Source organism: Herbidospora solisilvae, from assembly GCF_009901565.1.
Taxonomy (GTDB): Bacteria; Actinomycetota; Actinomycetes; order Streptosporangiales; family Streptosporangiaceae; genus Herbidospora; species Herbidospora solisilvae.
In genome coordinates this window covers 529816-550814 of the sequence record NZ_WXEW01000006.1, presented here as the reverse complement: position 1 = coordinate 550814, position 20999 = coordinate 529816, and the positions used below count along the sequence as shown (strand labels likewise).

The 20999-nt window shown below is 70.7% G+C and carries 17 protein-coding genes; 11 read left to right on the top strand and 6 right to left on the bottom strand.

Annotation, left to right across the window (positions count from 1 at the left end):
- Window positions 1–6 precede the first annotated feature (6 nt).
- Window positions 7–1401, bottom strand: coding sequence for a bifunctional cytidylyltransferase/SDR family oxidoreductase (locus tag GT755_RS22570; protein ID WP_161481608.1), 1395 nt, complete (start codon window positions 1399–1401; stop codon window positions 7–9).
- A gap of 105 nt (window positions 1402–1506) precedes the next feature.
- On the opposite strand from GT755_RS22570, the gene GT755_RS40665 reads away from it, so the two are divergent.
- The 6 genes from GT755_RS40665 to GT755_RS22540 all read left to right on the top strand — a co-directional run bounded on the left by GT755_RS40665 (window position 1507) and on the right by GT755_RS22540 (window position 7210).
- A complete protein-coding gene (locus tag GT755_RS40665; RefSeq protein ID WP_161481607.1) occupies window positions 1507–2925 on the top strand; it encodes a CDP-alcohol phosphatidyltransferase family protein in 1419 nt (472 codons plus the stop codon).
- Window positions 2925–3548 (top strand): DUF5941 domain-containing protein, encoded by a 624-nt coding sequence (locus tag GT755_RS40660; protein WP_161481606.1) that lies wholly within the window; start codon window positions 2925–2927, stop codon window positions 3546–3548. Before GT755_RS40665 ends, GT755_RS40660 begins: the two co-directional genes overlap by 1 nt.
- 93 nt (window positions 3549–3641) lie before the next feature.
- The gene (locus GT755_RS22555) at window positions 3642–4373 is read left to right on the top strand and encodes a phosphocholine cytidylyltransferase family protein (RefSeq protein WP_161481754.1); all 732 of its coding nucleotides are present in this window, start codon (window positions 3642–3644) and stop codon (window positions 4371–4373) included.
- Window positions 4374–4402: 29 nt separating this feature from the next.
- Entirely contained in the window at window positions 4403–5443 is a 1041-nt protein-coding gene (locus GT755_RS22550; protein ID WP_202610344.1) for an iron-containing alcohol dehydrogenase family protein, read from the top strand.
- A complete protein-coding gene (locus GT755_RS22545; RefSeq protein ID WP_030451288.1) occupies window positions 5421–6179 on the top strand; it encodes a CDP-alcohol phosphatidyltransferase family protein in 759 nt (252 codons plus the stop codon). Before GT755_RS22550 ends, GT755_RS22545 begins: the two co-directional genes overlap by 23 nt.
- A 149-nt stretch (window positions 6180–6328) precedes the next feature.
- On the top strand, window positions 6329–7210 hold the full coding sequence (locus GT755_RS22540) for a glycosyltransferase family 2 protein (RefSeq protein ID WP_161481604.1): 882 nt from the start codon (window positions 6329–6331) through the stop codon (window positions 7208–7210).
- A gap of 7 nt (window positions 7211–7217) precedes the next feature.
- Here GT755_RS22540 and GT755_RS22535 read toward each other — a convergent pair whose 3' ends face one another.
- The 5 genes from GT755_RS22535 to GT755_RS22515 all read right to left on the bottom strand — a co-directional run bounded on the left by GT755_RS22535 (window position 7218) and on the right by GT755_RS22515 (window position 14914).
- Window positions 7218–7946 carry an acetoacetate decarboxylase family protein gene (locus tag GT755_RS22535; RefSeq protein WP_161481603.1) on the bottom strand — a complete coding sequence of 243 codons (729 nt, stop codon included), beginning with the start codon at window positions 7944–7946 and terminating at the stop codon, window positions 7218–7220.
- A 39-nt stretch (window positions 7947–7985) separates the two neighbouring features.
- Window positions 7986–9104: a glycosyltransferase family 4 protein gene (locus GT755_RS22530; protein WP_161481602.1), complete on the bottom strand. Its 1119-nt coding sequence runs from the start codon at window positions 9102–9104 to the stop codon at window positions 7986–7988.
- Between the two features lie 60 nt (window positions 9105–9164).
- The gene (locus GT755_RS22525) at window positions 9165–11135 is read right to left on the bottom strand and encodes an acyltransferase family protein (RefSeq protein WP_161481601.1); all 1971 of its coding nucleotides are present in this window, start codon (window positions 11133–11135) and stop codon (window positions 9165–9167) included.
- 282 nt (window positions 11136–11417) lie between these two features.
- On the bottom strand, window positions 11418–13355 hold the full coding sequence (locus GT755_RS22520; RefSeq protein ID WP_235967011.1) for an LCP family protein: 1938 nt from the start codon (window positions 13353–13355) through the stop codon (window positions 11418–11420).
- 176 nt (window positions 13356–13531) lie between these two features.
- Window positions 13532–14914 carry a hypothetical protein gene (locus GT755_RS22515; RefSeq protein WP_328794465.1) on the bottom strand — a complete coding sequence of 461 codons (1383 nt, stop codon included), beginning with the start codon at window positions 14912–14914 and terminating at the stop codon, window positions 13532–13534.
- Between the two features lie 89 nt (window positions 14915–15003).
- Here GT755_RS22515 and GT755_RS22510 point away from each other — a divergent pair, with 89 nt between their 5' ends.
- From GT755_RS22510 to GT755_RS22490, 5 genes are all read left to right on the top strand, one after another.
- On the top strand, window positions 15004–16977 hold the full coding sequence (locus tag GT755_RS22510) for a hypothetical protein (RefSeq protein WP_328794464.1): 1974 nt from the start codon (window positions 15004–15006) through the stop codon (window positions 16975–16977).
- Between the two features lie 48 nt (window positions 16978–17025).
- Window positions 17026–17946 (top strand): glycosyltransferase family 2 protein, encoded by a 921-nt coding sequence (locus GT755_RS22505; RefSeq protein ID WP_161481750.1) that lies wholly within the window; start codon window positions 17026–17028, stop codon window positions 17944–17946.
- Window positions 17946–19004: a glycosyltransferase family 4 protein gene (locus GT755_RS22500; RefSeq protein WP_161481600.1), complete on the top strand. Its 1059-nt coding sequence runs from the start codon at window positions 17946–17948 to the stop codon at window positions 19002–19004. The genes GT755_RS22505 and GT755_RS22500 overlap by 1 nt, the downstream gene beginning before the upstream one ends.
- 34 nt (window positions 19005–19038) lie before the next feature.
- Window positions 19039–19890: a class I SAM-dependent methyltransferase gene (locus tag GT755_RS22495; protein ID WP_328794463.1), complete on the top strand. Its 852-nt coding sequence runs from the start codon at window positions 19039–19041 to the stop codon at window positions 19888–19890.
- Between the two features lie 119 nt (window positions 19891–20009).
- Entirely contained in the window at window positions 20010–20915 is a 906-nt protein-coding gene (locus GT755_RS22490; protein WP_328794462.1) for a lysylphosphatidylglycerol synthase domain-containing protein, read from the top strand.
- Window positions 20916–20999 lie beyond the last annotated feature (84 nt).

Below are 20999 nucleotides of genomic sequence, written 5' to 3'. Positions count from 1 at the left end.
GGGGGGTTACCCAGTCAGCCGCACATCGATCACCTGTCCGGTCAAAGGGGACACCAGCACATCGATGCTGGTCTCAGCCACGGCGTAGGGGGACAGCAGCGACGTCGGCGGTTCGTCGCCGAACGCGCGCTGCCGCATCGGCGTGGCGGTGCGTTCGGGGTTGACGCAGTTGACCCGGATGCCCTGGGGCGCCCACTCGTCGGCCAGCGCCTGGGTGAGGTTCACGACGGCGGCCTTGGCCGAGGAGTAGAGGCTGTAGTCGGCCCGGCCGCGCGTGTAGGAGGAGGAGGTGTAGAGCAGCAGGTGGCCGCGCGTCTCGGCGAGGTATCCGAACGCGGCCCTCGCCACGTTGACGGGGCCCAGGTAGTTGACGGCGACCGTCTCCTCGACGGTCGCGGCGTCGGTGTCGGCCAGCTTGCCCATGTGCAGCACGGCGGCGGTGTTGACGACGAAGTCGATGCGGCCGGTGGCGGCGTGCACCGCCCGGAGGGCCTCGGCCACCGCGGCCGGGTCCTGCACCGCGACCCCGCCGGCGGTGCGGGAGAAGACGTGGGTGTCGGCGCCGTGCTTGCGGGCCAGGTCGACGACGTCGGCGCCGATGCCGTAGGAGCCGCCGAAGACGACCATCACCTTGCCGGTGAGGTCGAGGCCGGGCTGCGGGTCGGGCGGGGTGGCCGCGGCGAGCTGGAACAGCTTGTCGGCGATGTAGACGTCGACCGGATGGGTCACCTTCATGTTGTGCTCGCTGCCGGGCACGATCGCGATCGGCACGTCGGGGCGGTAGCGCAGCATGACGCCGCAGTCGTCGGTGGCGGGCCGCCGGTCGAAGTCGGGGTCGGCCAGCGCGCGCCGGTAGGCGTCGCGGATCACCGACAGCCGGAAGCACTGCGGGGTCTGTCCGCGGCGCAGCCCCGACCGGTCGGGGATGTCACGGATGATCTCGCCTGACGGCCCCGGCACGGCCACCACCACGGTGTCGCTCGACGGGATCGCGACGTCGACCGCCTGGAACTCCTGCAGCTTCTCGACGCACGCGGCGATGATGCGGGGCTCGATCAGGGGCCGCACGGCGTCGTGGAGGAGGACGTCACATTCCTCGTCTCCCAGGGCGGAAAGGGCCAGCCAGGTCGACTCGGTCCGGCTGGTTCCACCGTCGATCACCTTGCTGACCTTCGTGAAACCGTTACGCTCCACGAGCGCCCGCACCTCGTCGCCGAACCCCGGGGTCATCAGCACGACGACCTCGTCGACGTCGGGGTGGCCGTCGAAGACGGCGAGGGTGTGCTCCAGGATGGTCCGGCCCGCGATCTTGAGGAGCTGCTTCGGCGTGTTGAGCCCCACCCGCTGCCCGACGCCTCCGGCCAGGACGACGCCGACCGTGCGCAACCGTGATTCGATCATCTTGATCCTCCCCGCCCGCACCATACCCGCCACGGTGATTGCCCATTAGTGATCACTCGGTTACTTTTCGGGTTAGCGCGGGCGTCGACGGAAGTGGGGTCTGACATGCAGGTTCAGTCCGTCACGCAGACCGTGGCGGTCGTGCTCGCCAACACCCCCGCGGCCCGGCTGGCCTGCGACGGGGGCACCGTGCTCGGACGGCTCACCGAACAGCTCACCTCAATCCCGGTCGCGGTCAGAGTGGTCGGCCACGCGGGCGGCCACCTCGCCGACGACCTCAGGGAGATCGCCGTCGTGGCCCGGGCCGGCTCCGCGCCGCTGGCCATCATCTCAGGTGACGTGGTCGCCCACACCGAGGCCATCGCCGCACTCCTGGAACACCCGGCGCGGGGCACCGGCGCGCTGGTCGCCGCGGGCGAGCCCGGCCCCGGCGGCAGCCCCGTCAGGGTCGAGAACGACCGCGTCGCGGCGGCCGGGAACTCCTTCCACCAGCTCGTCGGGCCCAACGCCACCTTCCGCGGCGTGCTCCAGGTGGGCGCCCCCGACCTGCCGCGCCTGGCCGCGGTCGCCGCCGAGCTGAGCGACCTGGCCGCCGACGAACTGCTCGGCGACGCGCGCGACGACGAGGCCGCTGACCTGCTGCTGGCCGGGCTGGTGCGCTCGGGCGTGCCGGTCGCGGCGGTCCCGCTCGGCGTCCTGCACGCCGAACGGGTGACCGGGCAGGAGGCCGCCGACGCGGCGTTCGGCCGTCTCGGCGCGGTCGACGAGGAACGCGCCCGGCTCGACGCCGCCGTCAAACAGGACGACGGCTTCTTCGCCACCTACGCCGTCAGCACCTGGTCGCGCCACGTCGTGAAGGCCGCGGCCTGGTTGCGGCTGACGCCCAACGGCGTGACCGGCATCTCGGTCGGCCTGGCGGTGATGGCCGCCATCTGGTTCTCCACCGGGACCCGGGCCGCCCAGCTCGCCGGGGCGGTCGCGCTCTACCTGTCGTTCGTGCTCGACTGCGTCGACGGGCAGCTGGCCCGCTACACGCGCCGGTTCAGCCCGATCGGCGCCTGGCTCGACGCGACGTTCGACCGCGTCAAGGAGTACGTGGTCTACGTCGGGCTGGCCGTCGGCTATACCGGGGGCATCGTCGGCGGGCCCACGGGGCCGCAGAACATTTGGGCGCTGGCGGTGGCCGCGATGTTGCTCCAGGCGGTCCGCCACATGATCGATTTCTCGTACGCCGGAGCCGTCGCCGACGCCGCGAGGGTGGGCTCGGCGTGGGGCAACTCGCGGCGCTCGCTGGCCGTGGCGGCCGACGGGGCCCGGCTGGTGCAACTGGCGGGCAAGCTGGAGAAGGGCACCGCCACCCGGTGGGCCAAGAAGATCGTGGTGCTGCCGATCGGTGAGCGCATGGCCCTCATCGCGGTCACGGCCGCGTTCTTCAACGCCTACGTCACGTTCGTCGCCCTGCTGGTCTGGGGCGGGATCGCCGCTCTCTACACACTCACCGGACGGATCGCGAGGTCGCTCTGATGACGACGACTCACCTGTCTCCGGTGCCCGCCGGTCACGTGGTCGCCTACCGCGACGACGGCCCGCTGTCGGCCGCGATGGGCACGATGGTCTCCGGCCAGATCCCGCCGCTGCCACCGGCCCTGGCGGGCATGTTCGTGACCGGGGTGCTGCTCACCCTCGGCGTCGCGGGCGCCGACGGCCTGGCCGTGTTCGCCCCGGCGGTCGCGCTGCTGCTGGCCGGGCCGGGCTCCTCCCACCGCCACGACGGCCGGCTCGACTGGCTGGTGCCGCCGATCCTGCGCGTCACCGAGTATGGCTTCGTGGCGTCGGTCGGGTTCGCCCACGGGGTGCCCCCGGTGATCATCTTCCTGCTTCTCGGCGCTATCCTTTTCCACCATTACGACCTCGTCTACCGGGTGCGTCAGCACGTCTACCCGCCCGCCTGGCTCGCGGCGGCCGGGTTCGGCTGGGAGGGCCGCATGCTCGTGGTCGCCGCGGGCGCGTGGTTCGACGGGGTGACGGCGGTGTTCGTGCTCCTCGCGCTCTACCTGTGGGGCATGTTCGGCTGGGAGAGCGTGACCTGCTGGCTGGCGGCTCCGCGTTCCGGTACGGAGGCCGCCAATCTCGGCATCAACGATTAATCTGAACAACAGCCCTCATTCGGATTACACGATCAGGTCCGGTTGGCAACTAACCTGTGGGGTTACACGCAGTTCGACCCCAAGGAGCGCACGTTGCTGGGAATGGTGCTGGCCGCCGGAGCCGGCCGCCGTCTAAGGCCCTACACCGACACTCTGCCCAAGGCGCTGGTGCCGGTCGACGGGGAGACGACGATCCTGGACATCGCCCTGGGCAACCTCGCCGCGGTTGACCTCCGCGAGGTCGTGGTGATCGTGGGATATCAGGCGCAGGCCGTCGTCGACCTCAAGGCGGCGCTCGAAGACCGCCACGGCGTCAACCTCACCCTGGTCTTCAACGACAAGGCCGAAGAGTGGAACAACGCCTACTCCCTCTGGTGCGCCCGCGACTACTTCTCCCACGGTGTGCTGCTGGTCAACGGCGACACCGTCCACCCCGTCTCGGTCGAGCACACCCTGCTGAACGCCCCCGAGACCAGTGACGTGCTGCTCGCGGTCGACGACGTGAAGACGCTGGGCGACGAGGAGATGAAGGTCACCCTCGGCGGCGAACAGCTCAAGCGCATCACCAAGCTGATGGACCCCTCCGAGGCCTACGGCGAGTACATCGGCGCCACCCTCATCCGGCCGGGCGCCGCCGAGCGCCTGGCCGACGCGCTGCGCACCACCTTCGAGCGCGACCCCCAGCTCTACTACGAAGACGGTTACCAGGAGATGGTCGAGCGCGGCGAGACCATCCACGTCGCGCCGATCGGCGACGTGCAGTGGGTGGAGGTCGACAACCACGACGACCTCGCCAAGGCCCGCCTCATCGCCGCGACCTACTGAGAGGGGGGCACATGCCGATTCTGGCGAGGATGCTCCCCGCACCCATCACCATGGAGGTGCGCCGGGGCGCGATCGCGCAGCTCGGGTCGCTGCTGGCCGACAGCCGGGTGGCGACCTCCGGGCGGGTGGCGGTGGCCGTGGGCGCGGGCCTGGGCGACCGCATCACCGAGGTCATCGCGCCCTCGCTGGGTGACGCCGAGGTCTTCCGGGTGCCCGACGGCTCGGTCGACGCGGCCGTCTCGCTCGGCGCCGACCTGCGCAAGGGCGCCTACGAGGCGCTGGTGGGCATCGGCGGCGGCAAGACCATCGACGCGGCGAAATACGCCGCCTCGCTGGCCGGCATCCCCATGGTCGCGGTGGCGACCAACCTGGCCCACGACGGCATCTGCTCACCGGTGGCCTCGCTCACCCACGAGAGCGGCAAGGGCTCGTTCGGCGTGCCGATGCCGCTGGCGATCATGGTCGACCTCGACTTCGTCCACGACGCCCCCCAGGCGCTGGTGCGCTCGGGCGTCGGCGACGTGATCAGCAACCTGTCGGCGATCGAAGACTGGCAGCTCGGCAACGCCGAGCGCGGCGAGCCGATCGACGGGCTGGCCTGTTCCATGGCCCGCACGGCCGCCGAGGCCGTCATGGGGCGCGCCGACTCCGTCGAGTCCGACGCGTTCCTGACCGTCTTGGCGGAGGCTTTGATCCTTTCCGGAATGTCGATGGTCATAGCCGGGTCAAGCCGTCCTTCGAGTGGCGGCGATCATGAGATCCTGCATGCCGTGGATCAGCTTTTCCCCGGCACCTCCAACCACGGCGAGCTGGCCGGCATCGGCGCCGCGTTCTGTTTCCACCTGCGCGACGACGCGGCCCGGCTGGGTCAGATCGTCGACTGCCTGCGCCGCCACGACCTGCCGGTCACCCACCTCGACGTGGGCCTGACGACCGAGCAGTTCGCCGAGGCGATCGCGCTCGCGCCGTCGACCCGTCCGGGTCGTTACACCATCCTTGAGCATCTCCGCCTGACCGAGGGCGAGATCCGTGATCGAGTTGAGGGTTATGTCCACGCCGTCGGTCGCTGAGGTCCGCGCCAAGGCGCAGCCCGAGATGACCCTGGAGCGCCGCAACGGGGAACACTGGGCGGGCCTGCTCTACATGCGCAAGCTGTCGATCTACGTCACCTGGGCGCTGGCCCGCACCCCCATCACGCCCAACCAGGTCACCGGCCTGATGATCGTGACCGGGGTGGCGGCGGGCGCGGTGCTGGTGCTGCCGGGCCTGGCCGCGGCCGTGCTGGCGGCCCTGCTGGTGCAGGTCTACCTGCTGCTCGACTGCTCCGACGGCGAGCTGGCCCGGTGGACCGGGCGCACCTCGCTGACCGGGGTCTACCTCGACCGGGTGGGCCACTACTTCGCCGAGGCGGCGATCCTCATCGGGCTCGGCTTCCGGGCCTCCGAGACGTGGCCCGACTGGTACACCGTGCTCGGCTTCGCCGCCGCACTGGGCGCGATCCTGATCAAGTCGGAGACCGACCTGGTCGACGTCGCGCGGGCCCGCTCGGGGCTGGTCGCGGCGACCGAGGTGTCGGCGACCCAGTTCCAGTCGCGCAAGCTGGCGATGGCCCGGCGGGCGGCGGCGGCGCTACGCTTCCACCGGGTGATCCAAGCGGTCGAGTTGTCACTTATCGTGGTGGTCGCGGCTGTTCTCGACTTCTGGTTCCCGGCGACGAGGATTCTCGTCGTGGCGTGCGCGATCATCGCCGGAGTGCAACTTATTCTGCACCTGGTGAGCATTCTCGCCTCACGGCGGCTCGCTTGAGTTTTGCGGCGATCTCTCTTGCCCGGACACTTCGTGTTTGGTGGGTGTTCGCCGCTGGTTCCGATACGCTTAGTCCGGATTTGCCCGCCCAAATAGACTCGGTGATCATGAAATCGTGTGTCTCCCACCTCGTGCCGGGGCGATGACGCATGAAGATTTCCTGTGTCATCCTCACGATGGGTAATCGCATTCCGGAGCTCGACCGCGCGGTCGAATCGGCGTTGACGCAGGTCGACGGTGATATCGAAGTGGTCATTGTGGGCAACGGGGTCGAGGTTCCGCCGCTCTCGGTGGAACCGCTGCCCGGTTCCTCGGCCACCGTCAAGACCGTCCGCCTCGCCCACAACGTCGGCATCCCCGAAGGGCGCAACCGGGGCGTGCAGGAATGCTCGGGCGACGTCGTGCTCTTCCTCGACGACGACGGCTGGTACGCCAACGACAAGGTCGCCGCGCACATCCGCGAACGGTTCGCCGCCGAGCCCGACCTGGCCGTGATCTCCTTCCGGGTGATGGACCCCGACGCCGGGGTCGTGCAGCGCCGCCACGTGCCCCGCCTGCGGGCCGGCGACCCCGAGCGCAGCTCGCCCGTGACGACCTTCCTCGGCGGCGCCTGCGCCATCAGGCGGTCGGCGTTCCTCCAGGTCGGCGGCCTGCCGGAGAAGTTCTTCTACGCCCACGAAGAGACCGACCTGGCCTGGCGGCTGCTCGGCGAGGGCTACCGGATCGAGTACGACGCCCAGACCGTCATGTTCCACCCCCTCGTGCTGCCCACCCGCCACGCCGACTTCTACCGGCTCAACGCGCGCAACCGCGTCTGGCTGGCCCGGCGCAACCTGCCGTGGCCGCTGGTGCTGCTCTACCTGGGCAACTGGATGTTGCTGACGCTCATCCGCGACCGCTCGCCGTTCGCGCTGCGCGCCTGGTTCCGCGGCTTCGCCGAAGGCTGGCGCGAGCCGGCGGGCGAACGCCGCCCGATGGCGTGGCGGACGGCCTGGCACATGCTCAAGCTCGGCCGCCCGCCCATCGTCTAGCGGCCGGTTAGAACGCCTCGCCGAAGCTCATCGACACGTGCGCCGCCGTCATGGTGGCCAGCGCCCGCTTCGGCAGCCCGAGCTCGCTGAGCTCCTTGGCGATCGGATGGTTGCCCAGCCGGATCAGCGCGCCACCCGGCCGGGCCCTGACCCCGGACGCCCGCACACCCCAACCGGTCCGGCGGGTCCCGCCGTCGCGGTGCGCGAACGCCTCCAGCGCCGGCAACCCGGCGTTCGGCAGCGGCACCCCCGGCCGGATCAGCAGGTCGAGCACCAGCCGCCCGTCCTTGCGCAGCACACAACGCTTGTAGGGGCTCGTCTGGCGGACGTCGATGTCGGCCAGTTCCTTCGGGAAGCCCCAGATCTCCCGGCCCGCCTCCAGCGTGAACGTCTGGTCGACCGGCAACCAGTGCACGAACGCCGCCGACCCGCTCTCCCGGATGTCGAGCACCCCCGCCCGCGCCGACCGGCGGGGCGGTGGCCCGGCCTCGGGTGGACGGACCCAGAAGACGACCCCGAACTCGTGATAGGCCCCCAGGTCGGAGTCCTTGTACTCGGCGAAGACGAGCGTGCACAGCGCCTTCCCCGGGAGGATCTCGGTCACGTCGAGCCCCGAGTAGGCGATCACCGCACGGGCCGCGTCGGCCCGCACGAGATAGGTCGCCGCGCCCGCCGCCGCGTCCCTGACCTCCACCGGAAGGTCCACCCGGCGGCCCTGGATGAGATGGCTAGCCATAACCCCAGTACATCAACGCGGAGGCCGACCCGTACAGTCTCAGACCGCCACGGCGCGGTGCCCGCCCGGAACGGTCACCCGGCCGCGGGCCGCGGCCCAGTTCTCCAGGAGGGACACGAACTCGGGCGCCCGGTCGGGCCAGTGGTAGGCGGCGCGTGCCTCGGCGTGGCCGTCGGCGGAGGCCTTCGCGCGGCGCGCGGGGTCGTCGCGCAGTTCCAGCACCGCCCGGTAGGCGGCGTCCACGTCGCCGAACGGGACGACGGCGCCGCAGCCCTTCATCGCCTCCACGGCCTTGGGCAGCGGCGTCGTGATGACGGGCACGCCCTGGGCCATGTACTCGATCACCTTGGTCGGCGTCGACTCGCGGTAGTTCGGAACGTCGTGCAGCAGCGACAGACCGGCCAGCGCGCCCTGGGCCATGCGCAGGGCGTGCCGGTTGGGGACGTAGCCGAACCAGTCGAGCAGGCCGGTGCGCTGGGCGTCGCGCAGCATCGGCCGCACGTCGGCGTCGGCGGGGCCGATCAGGTCGAGCCTGATGCCGTGGGGCCGCAGCAGCCGCGCCAGCTCGACCATCTCGGCGGCGCCGCGCGCCGCGGAGATGTGGCCGACGTACACCACCCGCGACTCACCCGGCGGGGGCGGGGCGGTCTCGGCGACATAGGTGTGGTTGGGCACCACCGGGTGGTCGGCGGCGAACCGGGACCGGTAGGACTCCTCGGCCAGGATCAGGTGCAGGCGGCGCTCCGCGCGCGCCTCCAGGTTGCGCAGCAGCGGCGGGAGCGTGCTGCGCGCGAAGTCCGGCAGGTACGGCTTCGCCTCCAGCGCGGCCACCGTGTCCTCGTGCACGTCCCACACCGTCACCGGACGCCGCCTCGGCAGCGCCAGGAGCAGCTCTATGTCGTGCACCAGCAGAAGATCGGCGTCGGCGCAGCCCCGCTTCAGGGCGCTCCGCGCCGCGCGCAGCGCCTTGGCCCGGTGCAGCCCGACGGCCCGGGGCACGTCGATGGCCCGGATCTCGGGCTGCGGCGTCACGTTGCAGTGCGTGAACGGCGCCACGTAGGTGACCTGGTGACCCGCGTCAAGCAGCGCCCGGATCTGCCGGTGCATGATCCGGGCGTCCTCCGGATGGTGGACGACCGTGCCGACACATACCTTCATGCAGCGAGGCTGACCGCCAGGTCCGACATGCCCGGATGCGGAGCGTTAACCGCAGCCGAACTACGGCTGAACTTCCGCCTGCGGTTTCCGGTAGAGCCAGGTCAGGCGTGGTTCGAGCAGCCACTTGAAGATGGACCGGGTGATCGGCAGGCAGAGGATTATCGCCAGTACGAAGGAGCTCGCGATGATCGCCAGGGTGCCCAGCGGTCCTTCGAGCCACTCCAGCTTCAGTAACCCGAAGTCCTTCAGGATCAGGATCGGGATGCCGTGGAGGAGGTAGGCGTACAGGGTCCGGACGCCGAGGTCGCTGAACCAGGTCTCCCGCTTGGGGATGATCGCCAGCACGGAGAAGCACAACGCCAGCACGCCGACCAGGAACGCCAGGCGGAAACCGAGGGCGTACCACCAGTCGTTCATGTTGAGGTCGGCGTAGCTGTACCGGTTGTAGAAGATCTTCAGCCCGAGCCGCGGCGCGAGCACGATCGCGGCGGCCGTCCAGGCCGCCAGGACGAACGCGCCGATCATGCGCACCCACGACTTGTGCAGCCACTCGAAGTGCTCCGGCTTGAGGACCATGCCGAGCACGAAGAAGGGCAGCAGGCCGAAGAACCGGTCCATGCTGAAGTCCTGTTCGAGCTGCGAGAAGCCCGAGAGCAGGTAGACCACGACCGCGACCGTGAACGGCCAGCGCACCCGCTTCCACACCGGGACCGTCACCCGCCACAGCAGCAGCGCGACCAGATACCAGTTGAGCCAGGCCGGGTCGGTGATGGTCAGCGACCACTTGCCGCCCAGGCCCCAGCGCAGCAGGGCGTAGCCGACCTCCACGATCACATAGGGGATGAGGATCGTGTCGACGAGCTTGTTGACCTTGCCCCGGGAGTCCCAGAAGTTACGCGACAGGTAGCCGCTGATCATGACGAACAGCGGCATGTGGAACGCGAAGGCCCAGATGTACCCGGCCTTGTTCGCCGCGTCGGCGCCCACCGTGTCACGGAGCGCGTGGCTGGAGATGACGAGCGCGATCAGCACGAACTTGACGTTGTCGAGGTGGTGCGACCGCGGCTTCTTGGCCGGGCTGGGCTCCTCTTCCTCCCGGTACGCCGGCGGTGCCGTCGTCGGCGGGTTCGCGGCCCACGCCGGGAGCGGCATGGACGGGGACTCGGGGAAGCCGCCCGTCGTGCTTCCGGCGTGGCCGCCCGTCTGGGAGCCGACGGCGGCGAAGGTGTCGGTCTGGAAGTTCTCGAAGCCGGGCGGCTGCGTGGGCAGCGGCGCCGACGGCGGGTCGTAGGGCGAACGCCGCCGCTGCCAGGGGCTCCAGTCGGCGGGCGGGTCGGGGTAGTCGACCTGCCCCACGCCGGGCGGCGCCTGCTGGGCGTGCGGGATGCGCTGACCCTGGTGCGGGTCGGGCGTGTGGGGGATGCGGGTGGCCGTCTGCGGGTGGTGCGGCTGCGCGGGTTTGGCGCCACCGCCGCCGAAGTAGTCGAACCCCTCGGCGGGCGCGTCTTCCTTCTGGGGCCGCCGGTCCCGGGGCTTGCGCTGCGGCAGCGGGTCGGCGGAGGTCTGGGTCGGCGCGGCCAGCGGCCCGCCACCGGGTGCGCCGCTACCCGGGAAGGAGCCGGTGGTGCCGGGGGTGCCTGGGGCGCCGGTGCCGGGGAAGGCGCCGGGCATGCCGAACGCGCCCGTCCCCGAGGGGGAACCCGGCTGGCCGGGGAAGCGCCCGAGGTTTCCGGAGCCGGGGGTTACGGTCGCGCCCGGCCCGTCAAAAGGGCCGGGGAAGGGGGCGTCCGGGCCGGGCTTCTGGGGCGCGAAGGAGTCGGCCAGGTGGCCGCCCGAGGCGTAGGGGTTCTGCGGGACCTGCTGCGGCCCGGTCGAGTGCACCCCATGGGCGTGGGGGCCGCTGCCGAGGTCGACCACTCGCTGGGGGCTGGTCATCGACGGGTCGTGCGTGTCGACCGGCTGGCCGGGGGCCAAGGGGTCGCCCTGGATGGCGGGGAGGTCGAGGTGGGTGTCGTCGGTGATCCGGCCCATCACCCCCGTTGGTGCGTCTTCAGCGTCCGGATTCGGAACCGGGGGGCGGTTTCGGATGTCGCTCACGTGTCACTCACGGAAGAACGCTCAGCTATCTGTCAGAGGGCGGAACCAGACGAGGCCTGACAAACGCCCCCAGGGTGGCAGACGGGAGACCGGGGCGCCCAGGCCGGACACCCCACCTTAACGTTCTTGTCGGCGGGATGTCGCAGGAGGGCGGAATCTCCGGGAAATCCCAAAATCAGCCCTCCTGCGACCGAAAAACCTCTCGAAAACCGGGGATCAGGTCGCGCAGATGTCGGTGTTCGCGTCGACCGTCGACTCGTCTTCGGCCGCCGAAAGCGGGACCTTGACGCCGCCGAAGTCCTTGCCCACGACGAGCTGGATGATCGGGCCGACGGCCTTCTTCGGCTTGCCCGGCGGGGGGGTCGTCGGCGTGAACGGCTTGACGTTGGCGACCGGCAGCGGCGTCGTCGACGGGTCGACCGTCTTCAGCAGCGACGCGATGAGGAGCTTGGAGCCCTCCCAGCCCTCGCCCTTGTAGGCGACGGAGGTGGTCTCCTGGTCGGAGCCGTCGGCCTTGCGGCCGTCGCCGATCTGGGTGACCTTGAAGCCCTGCGCGGTCAGCGCCTCGGCGACCTCGCTGGCCTTGCCGGTCGTGTTGGTGCCGTTCACGACCTGGACCCGCACCTGCGCGGCCTCGGTCGGCTTCGGCGCCGGCGGCGCGGACGGCTTGGCCTCGCCGCCGCCCTCGTTCGAGCCGCCCTCGGCGGGCGCTGCCGACGGAGGCGGGGTCGGGGCGGCCGTGGAGACCGCGCTGTCGGTGCGGATCGCCGCGAACAGGTTGTCGGCCTGCGGCTGCTTCCACTGCACCCGGTTGGAGTCGGCCACGTAGGCCTCGACCGGCACGGTCATCGCCTTGAAGCCCTTGGCCGTCAGCTTCTGGGCGCTCTGCGCGATCTGGATCAGCGTCTCGGTGTTGAGCTGGTCGTCCATCTCGACCGAGCCGGTCGCGGCGCCGATGAACTCGGCGAGCTTCGGCAGGTCGCCGATCAGGTCGCTGCTGGTGGCCTTCTTCACGACCTGCGAGAGGAAGACCTGCTGACGCTTGATGCGCTCCAGGTCGCTGCCGTTGCCGATCTTGCGGATGCGGACGTAGCCGAGCGCGGCCTCGCCCTTCACGAGCTGGCGGCCGGCCGGGAGCACGAGCTTGGAGGCGCGGTCGTTCACCGCCTGCGGCAGGCAGATCTCGATGCCGCCGAGCGCGTTGACGATGTTCTTGAAGCCGGTGAAGTCGACCTTGATGAAGTGGTCGATGCGGATCTGGGTGAGCGACTCGATCGTGCGGATCGTGCACACGATGCCGCCCAGGTTGAAGGCCGAGTTGATCATTCCGAGCTGGGCCGGCATCTCCTGCCCGGTCTGCGCGTTCTCGCACGCCGGGATCTGCACCATCGAGTCACGCGGGAAGCTGATCAGCCGGGCCTGGTCGCGCTGCGGCGACACGTGCAGCAGCATGATCGTGTCGGTGCGCTCCGTGTGGTCCTCGCGGGCCGCCTTCTGGCCGTAGCGGGCGTTGTCGCCCTCGCGGGTGTCGGAGCCAACCAGCAGCACGTTGAGCGCGCCGGTCTGGTTCTGCGGACGATTGGCGCCCAGGGCGTCGGTGACGTTGGTGGTCTGGATGTTGCCGAGCGTGCGGCGGTAGACCGTGTAGGCGGTCAGGCTGCCGGCCACCAGCACGGTGGTGAGCACCACGCTCACCCAGCCCAGCGCGCCGAGGCCCGGTCTCGCCCGGCCGCCACCACCCGCGCCGCCCTTGCCGGGGGCCTGCGGCGGGGGACCGGGCGGCGCGCCCATGCCCATGCCCGCGACCGGCGCGGTGTAGGCCGCCTGCTGGGCCGGGGCGGCCGTCGGAGCGGCGCCGACCGGGACGGGGGCGTCGTCGACGTCGTCTCCGTCGTCGTTCTTGCGGCGCTTCAGCCAGCGGAACCGGCGCGGCTCGTCGTCGTCATCGTCCCAGCGGTCGCCGACGCCCCAGCGGTGCTCGTCGAAGTCGGGGTCGCCCTCGGTCTCGCGGCGGCGGGAGGACTGCTCGGCGTACATGGGCGGCGGCTCGAACGCGGGCTGCTGCGGGACGCCGGGGTTGCCGCCGCCATAGGAGTAAGCACCGGTGCCCCAACCGGGTTGGTCGGACGAGGGGACGTGCCGGTGGTCGCTCATACCGTCTCCTCGACTGAAAACGTGTCGAAGGCAGAGGCGTCGTGAATGATTCGCTCGCTCATTGCGCCTTCGAGATTAGGTCACGATGCGGTCGCCCGGCCCAGCGATCTCCGATTTGGGCTGGCGGACAGCATACTCATTTGCGGACATTTCACGGTATGCGGTTGTACTGAGCTTTACTTGCATTTCACTGACGTCGCAGGTGGAAGGGCCAGCGCGGCGGCCATGAACGCCAGGGGGGCGGCGGGCAGGACGTACCGGTAGTCGAAGACCGCCGTGGCGGCCGGGACGACCAGGAGCGCCCATGCGAGCGCCCATGGAATGAGGACGTCCGAACGCCGCGTCGCGATGACGGGAACGAGCAGGACGAGCAGGAGCAGCGGCCCCGGTAGCGCCAGCACACTCTGATAGGTACGGAGCCAGCCCGCCACAGGTTCGATCACTTGCGTGGATATCGGCCCGTTCTCGTATCGGCGGGCGAGTTCGACCCCGAGCGTGTCCTTTGTCGGTGGTTCGGCCGGAACCGTGACGGGGAATTCGTAGGCGGCGTACACCTCGGGGTTCGGGTAGACCGGCCGGCCCGGCTCGAACGCCCTGACCAGGTCCCGGGCCACCGCCGCGAGGTAGTCGCCCGGCTGGCGGGCGATGGCGAGCAGCGCGAACCGCTGCGCGAGGGCGTCGTTCTCGGCCGTGAACGTCTCGCCGGGCAGCCTGACCAGCGGAGAGGTGTCGTCCCAGACGTAGTCCTGGGCGGGCGGCCTCGGGTCGCGGTCGTCGCAGAGCACGGCGAGGTCGGCGGGCGGCTTCATGACCTGACATTCGGCGAAGGGCATGACGCGGACGTAAAGGAAGGCCCCGTTGGCCCCCACGATTCCGACCCGGTCGTGGGCCGCGTGGAACCACACCCCGTAGGCGACGACGGGCAGCAGCGCCCCGGCCGCGAAGACCACGGTCAGCCGGCGGGCGCGCCATCCGTACAGGACCAGGAAGACGAGGATCAGCGGCAACCCGGCGGTCCGGGTGATCGTCGCCCCCGCCAGCAGCAGCCCGACCGCGAGTGCCGTGCGCCAGGTGACCGGCCTGAGCGCCAGCACGGTCGCCGCGACGACGAGGAACAGGAAGAGCGTGTCGGAGACGAGCAGGTGTTCGAGCTGGATCTGGTACGCGTCCAGCAGCACCACCGCCGCCGCGACCGCCCCGAGGACCCTGCGCCGGATCGCGGTGTAGATCAGCACGGCGGTGGCGAGCCCCAGCAGATGCTGGACGACCACGACCAGCCCGAAACTGTGGAACAGCTCGAACAATCGGAGGAAGAAGGAGTACCCGGCCGGTCTGACGAGATCGGGCCGGGGCCGGATCGCCGTCACGACATAGGTGTAGGTGTCGGGAAACCACAGCGCCGGCTGATAACCGACCACGGCCAGCACCCGCAGCAGCAGCCCGACGCCGAACACCCCGGAGAACCAGGGGTTCTCCCGCACCCATGCCAGCCCCCGGCGTATCCGAGACGGCGTCGCGGGCGGGGCCGGGCGCTCGGCGCTCACGTCCTCAGCGGTCACGCGACCGGCCAAAGGAACACAACCGACCGAGAGACCCGCGGCACGGCGCCAAGGCGGCCGGCCGCGCCTCGCTTTTCCACGGAGCGCGGGTGTTCCGGCGCGACGGCCGGCACGCGGCCCGGCGCCGGGGGAGCCGGGCGGGGTGGGCGGTGGTCGTTCATCTGGCTCCAGGTCAGGGCCGGTCGGAGGGGCGCGTCGCCCGGCCACGGTACACCGCTAGGCTCTGGCCCATTCGCGCGCTGAGGATCGACCTGTCACCGGGACGGCTGCTGGCCGTCGGGTCGGTGCTGCCCGCGCTGGCCTTGTCGGGCTGGCTGCTGGCGGGGCTGGCGCTGGTCTTCCTGGGCTGGTTCGGCGTCTGGCAGATGGCCCTGGTCGGGATTCCGGCGGCGGCGCTGTTCGTCTGGGCGGGGTGGCCGAAGGACACGGTCGAGTCGACGTGGTGGCAGGCCGGGTCGGTGTTCCTGGTCGCCGCCGCCTCGGGGGTGTTCAACACCCTCTACGCCTCGCAGCAGTACATCGTGCGCCGCGACCCGGCCACCTACCAGCAGTACGCCATCTGGTTGCGAAACCACGGCGGGCTGCCGATCCCGCCGGGGACGGAGGCGTTCGGCGGCCCCGACGAGGCGCTGCGCTTCGCGAGCATGGGGTTCTACGCCCACGACGGCGCGATCGTGCCGCAGTTCATGCCGGGCGCGCCGATCCTCTACGCCTCCGGGTTCACCCCGGCGCTGCTCGGCGCGCTGGCCGTGCTGACCGTCGGGGGGGTCACCGCCCGGCTCGTGAACGCGCGGTCGGCCTGGATCGGGGCGCTGGCGTTCGCGGTCGCGCTGCCGATCCTCTACACCTCGCGGACCACCTTCAGCGAGATCCCCTCGCTGGTGCTGCTGTTCGGCGGGCTCGCGCTGGTGCTGGCCGGGCGGCGGATGTTCCTCGCCGGGCTGGTGTTCGGGCTGGCCCTGCTGATCAGGATCGACGGGCTGCGGGACATCCTGCCGGTGCTCGTCTTCGGCGTCGTCGCGCAGCGCAGGCTGCTGGCCGGGGCGGTCGTCGGCGGCGGGATCGGGTTCGGCGCGGGATTCGTGTTGTCGCGGCCCTACTTCGACTACCTGAGCGGCTCGTTGCTGCCGCTGCTGGCCGTCTGCGCGGTCGTGCTGGCCGTCGCGCCGTTCGTGAAGAAGGTCCCTCGGTGGTTGCCGAACGTCGCGGCGGCCGGGGTGGTGCTCGGGGTGCTCGCCCTCGCGGTCAGGCCGCTGGTCGAGACGGTGAAGAGACCGGTGACCAACCCGGAGGACGCGCTCACCGCCCAGATGATCGGGGCGGTGCAGAAGGCCAACGGGCTCCCGATCGACCCCACACGTCTCTATTACGAGAACTCGCTCTACTGGGTCATCTGGTACGTCGGCCTCCCGGCCCTCCTCCTGGCCGTCTTCGGCGCGGTCACGCTGATGCGGAAGATGGAGAAACCGTGGTTGCTGCCGACGGCGATCATCCTGTGGACCACCGTCACCACGCTCTACCGCCCGGCCATCACGGCCGACCATCCGTTCGCCGCCCGTCGGCTGGTCCCGGTGATCATCCCGGGGCTGATCCTGCTGGCGGTCTGGGGCGCGCGGCGGCTGCCGGTCTGGGCGACCGCCGCGCTGCTGGTCGTCCCGCCGGTCATCACCTCGATCGGCACCGCGTTCACCCCGATCGAGCGGGGGGAGCTGGCCGCCGTACAGAAGATGTGCGACGCGATCCCCGACGGCTCGACGGTCCTGATCGTCGAGCGGGTCACCGGCGACCGGCTCACCCAGGTGGTCAGGGGCCAGTGCGGCTTCCCGACGGCCAGGGTCGCCTACCCGGAAGGGGAGAACGTCCCGCTCGAAGCGGATGTGCGCAGGATCATCGCCAGAACGCATCGCCCCGTGCTGCTCGCGGCCGAGCCCGGCCAGCTCACCGCCTACGGCACGCCCCGGCAGGTCATGGCCCTGCGGACCCGCCAGGACGAGCGTTCTCTCGTCAAGGCGCCTGACGGGACGTGGTCGCTGAGCGTCGATGTGTGGCTCGCCATGCCGTGATGTGCGGTCGGCGTGCGACTGGGCAGAGTACCCTCTTCCGACGTGGACATGCCCCCGGAGAGTGGACCAGTGGTGAGCGACAACCCCTACGTCACGATCGTGCTGCCCTGCTACAACGAGCAGGACCATGTGATCGACGAGGTCGAGCGCATCAGCGCGGCCATGGACTCCTCGGGTTACACCTACGAGCTGGTCGCCGTCGACGACTGCTCGACCGACGCCACCCTCGACCGGTTGCGTGAGGCGGCGCCGCGGTTCCCGAACATGCGGATCCGCGCCTTCCACCGCAACGGCGGCTCGGGCACGGTCCGGCGCATCGGGTCGCAGGAGGCCCGCGGCGAGATCGTCGTGTGGACCGACGCCGACATGACCTACCCGAACGAGCGCATCCCCGACCTCGTCCAGATCCTGGAGAAGGACCCGACGATCGACCAGGTCGTGGGCGCCCGCACCACCGAGGAGGGCTCCCACAAGGTGCTCCGGGTGCCGGCCAAGTGGGTGATCCGCAAGGTCGCCGAGCGGCTGGCCGGGCAGAAGATCCCCGACCTCAACTCGGGCCTGCGGGCGTTCCGCAAGTCGGTCGCCAAGCCCTACCTGCGGCTGCTGCCGCCCGGGTTCTCGTGCGTCACGACGATCACCCTGGCGTTCCTGTCGAACCAGCACGACGTCTACTACCTGCCGATCGACTACGCCAAGCGGGCCGGCAAGTCGAAGTTCAGCTTCTTCGGCGACGCCTACCGCTACATCCTGCAGGTGCTGCGGATGATCATGTACTTCAACCCGCTCAAGGTGCTCATGCCGCCGGCCCTGTGGCTGGTCGGGATCGGCCTGGTCAAGGGCGCCTACGACGTGGTCAACTACGGCTTCTACCTGACCAGCAACGCCATCGTGGTCTTCCTGTCCGGCATGCTCATCGGCTCGGTGGCGCTGCTGGCCGACCTGATCGTGCGATCCCGCGGCACCGAGTGATGCGCGTCGCGATCGTCGGGCCGACCTTCCCCTACAAGGGCGGCGGCGCCCAGCACACGACCGAGCTCGCCCACCGCCTGGCGCGGGCCGGGCACGACGTCGTGATCGAGTCGTGGAAGGCGCAGTATCCGTCGTTCCTCTATCCGGGCGTGCAGACCATCGACACCCCCGAGGGCGAACCCTTCCCGGGCACCCGGCGTTCGCTCGACTGGCGGCGTCCCGACGGCTGGGTCGCCTGCGGCCGCCGCCTGCGCGGCGCCGACCTGGTGATCCTCACCGTGCTGAGCCCGGTCCAGGTGCCGCCCTATCTCGGCATCCTGTACGGCCTGCGCCGCCAGGCCCGCGTGGTCGCGCTCTGCCACAACGTCCTGCCGCACGAACCCAAGCCCTACGATCGGCCGTTGATGAAGGCGCTGCTCAGGCGGGTCGACGGCGTGCTGGCCCACTCGGAGGCGCAGGGGGCGCTGGCACGGGAGCTCGGCCAGCCGTTCGTGAAGGTCGCGCCCCTGCCGCCGCACCTGCCGTCGGCCGGGGTCACCGGCGAGGGCGGGTTGAACCGGCGGTTGTTGTTCTTCGGCATCGTGCGGCCGTACAAGGGCCTCGACCTGCTGCTCCGCGCGCTGGCCCAGGTCCCCGGCGTGAACCTGACCGTGGCCGGGGAGTTCTGGGGCGGCGCCGAGACGACCACGGCGCTGATCCGGGAGCTCGGCCTGGCCGACCGGGTCGAGTTGCGCCCCGGGTACGTGCCCGCCGACGACGTGCCCAAGCTGTTCGCCGGGGCCGACGCGCTCGTGCTGCCCTACCGGTCGGCGACCGCCTCCCAGAACGTGTGGCTCGGGCACGAACACGGGGTCCCGGTCATCGCCACACGAGTCGGCGCGTTGGCCGACAATGTGACCGACGACGTCGACGGCCTGCTGGTCGAACCGGGCTCCGCCGACGCCCTCGCCGACGCCCTGCGCCGGTTCTACGAACCGGGCACCCCGGAGCGTCTCCGGGCGGGGGTCAAGGCGGTCGACCCCGAGCCGTACTGGTCCGCCTATCTGGCCGCGCTCTGACCGGCCGGCAGGTTCAGCAAGAGGAAGGACGCCCGTGGGCACCGAACGCGCCGCGCAACTGGAGTACTCCGAGTTCCAGTCGGCGATGCTCGACGAGGCCAAGCGCCGCCGCAAGGCCGCCAAGATCATCGCGGTGCTGGCCCACTTCCTGGGCCGCGGCGAACGCCCCCTTGAGGGCCTGACCGTCGCCGACATCGGCTGCTCGGCCGGTTTCATCGCCGACGAACTGGCCCTGGCCGGGGCCCGGCACACCTTCGGCATCGACATCGACGTCCCTGGCCTGCGCAAGGCCGCCGGGCGGTTCGGCGAGCGGGTGGCGTTCGTGTGCGGCGACGGGACCCGGTTGCCGTTCCCCGACGGCTCCGTCGACGTCCTGGTCTTCAACCACATCTACGAGCACGTCGTCGACCCTGACGCGGTGATCGCCGACATGCACCGGGTGCTGGCCGACGACGGCGTGCTCTACCTGGGCCTCGGGAACCGCCTGGGGATCATGGAACCCCACTACAAACTGCCGTTCCTCTCCTACCTGCCGCCCCGCGCGGCCGACCGGTACGTCCGGGCGTTCGGGCGGGCCGACAACTACTACGAGCGCTTCCGGACGCGCGGCGGCCTGCGGCGCATGCTGGGCGACTTCCACGTGTGGGACTACACCTTCCCGGTCCTGGCGACGCCCGAGGCCTTCGCCGGCGGCGAGTTGTTCGCGGGCGCGGCGGGGAAGGCGGTGAAGGCGACCCTGGAGAAGACGCCCCGGCCGGCGTTGCGGGCCCTGCTGCCGATCGTGCCCACCTATATCTGGGTGGCGACCAAGACCGCGCGCCGCCCGGCGGGCATGGCGTTGCCCCAGCCGCCTGAGTCGGTGCCGACCCGAACCTCGGCGTCGTGAAAAGGTCTGACAAATCCGGCGTGACAGAGGACGGCGCAAGCGGACCAGACGGTTCTCGCGAGTCTCGGTCCAGTCCGGATCTCGGCGAGACCTCAGAGGTGGTGCCGTCGGGTAAGTCGGTGATCAAGAGGGTCGTCCGGTTCGGGTTTCTCGCCGTCGCGCTCGGATTCGGGGTCTGGGCGGTCGTGTCCCAGTGGGACGCCATCAGCGCCGGGCTGGCCCGGCTCTCGTGGGCGGTGCTCGGGGTGTCGCTGGTCGCGGTCGTCGGGGCGCTGCTGGCCGGGATGCTCATGTGGCGGGCGCTGCTGGCCGATCTCGGGTCGCCGCTCCGGCTCACCGACGCCGCGAAGATCTTCTTCATCGGACAGCTCGGGAAGTACATCCCCGGCTCGGTCTGGCCCGTGCTGGCCCAGATGGAGATGGGCAAGGACCACGGCATCCCGCGATCCAGGAGCGCGGCGGCGTTCTTCCTGACGTACCCGATCTATCTGGCGACCGGGCTGCTGGTCGCCGTCGCCACGCTGCCCGCGTTCGCGGGTGACTCGGTGGCGGGGTACGCCTGGTTGCTGCTCCTGCTGCCGGTGCTCGCGGTCGGGCTGCATCCCAAGGTCGTCAACGGGGTGCTGAACCTGGGGTTCAGGCTGCTCAGGCGGCCGCCGCTGGAACGGCCGTTGACCACCCGGGGGGTGCTGACCTCCACCGGGTGGGCCTTCGCCGGGTGGGCCGCCTACGGGGCGCAGCTCGCGGTGATCGTCCACGGGCTGGGGGCGACCGGGCCGAGGGCCGTCGTGCTCAGCTTCGGGGCGTTCGCGCTCGCCTGGTGCCTGGGGTTCGTGTTCGTGCTGGCCCCGGCCGGGGCGGGGGTGCGGGAGGTCGCCATGGTCGCGGCGCTGGCCCCGGTGCTCGACCAGGGGTCGGCCATCGCGGCGGCGCTGGTGTCGCGGGTGGTGGTCTCGGCAGGTGATCTGGTCTGTGCCGCCTTCGCGGGTTGGCGGGCCCGCAAAACGGAAATAACCGTGGAATAGCTACGGAATCCGTTTCTGGAACACGGCGAATCGTGTGATTTCGCTCAAGATGGGCATTCCAGGCGGCCTACAGTGAGACACAAG

Bases quoted from the DNA above. Each gene is read 5' to 3' on its own strand.
- GT755_RS22570 (WP_161481608.1), bottom strand. From the start codon at position 1,401: ATGATCGAATCACGGTTGCGCACGGTCGGCGTCGTCCTGGCCGGAGGC.
- GT755_RS22545 (WP_030451288.1), top strand. From the start codon at position 5,421: ATGTCCACGCCGTCGGTCGCTGAGGTCCGCGCCAAGGCGCAGCCCGAG.
- GT755_RS22540 (WP_161481604.1), top strand. From the start codon at position 6,329: ATGAAGATTTCCTGTGTCATCCTCACGATGGGTAATCGCATTCCGGAG.
- GT755_RS22500 (WP_161481600.1), top strand. From the start codon at position 17,946: ATGCGCGTCGCGATCGTCGGGCCGACCTTCCCCTACAAGGGCGGCGGC.
- GT755_RS22520 (WP_235967011.1), bottom strand. From the start codon at position 13,355: ATGAGCGACCACCGGCACGTCCCCTCGTCCGACCAACCCGGTTGGGGC.
- GT755_RS22535 (WP_161481603.1), bottom strand. From the start codon at position 7,946: ATGGCTAGCCATCTCATCCAGGGCCGCCGGGTGGACCTTCCGGTGGAG.
- GT755_RS22505 (WP_161481750.1), top strand. From the start codon at position 17,026: ATGCCCCCGGAGAGTGGACCAGTGGTGAGCGACAACCCCTACGTCACG.
- GT755_RS40660 (WP_161481606.1), top strand. From the start codon at position 2,925: ATGACGACGACTCACCTGTCTCCGGTGCCCGCCGGTCACGTGGTCGCC.
- GT755_RS22530 (WP_161481602.1), bottom strand. From the start codon at position 9,104: ATGAAGGTATGTGTCGGCACGGTCGTCCACCATCCGGAGGACGCCCGG.
- GT755_RS40665 (WP_161481607.1), top strand. From the start codon at position 1,507: ATGCAGGTTCAGTCCGTCACGCAGACCGTGGCGGTCGTGCTCGCCAAC.
- GT755_RS22525 (WP_161481601.1), bottom strand. From the start codon at position 11,135: ATGGGCCGGATCACCGACGACACCCACCTCGACCTCCCCGCCATCCAG.
- GT755_RS22550 (WP_202610344.1), top strand. From the start codon at position 4,403: ATGCTCCCCGCACCCATCACCATGGAGGTGCGCCGGGGCGCGATCGCG.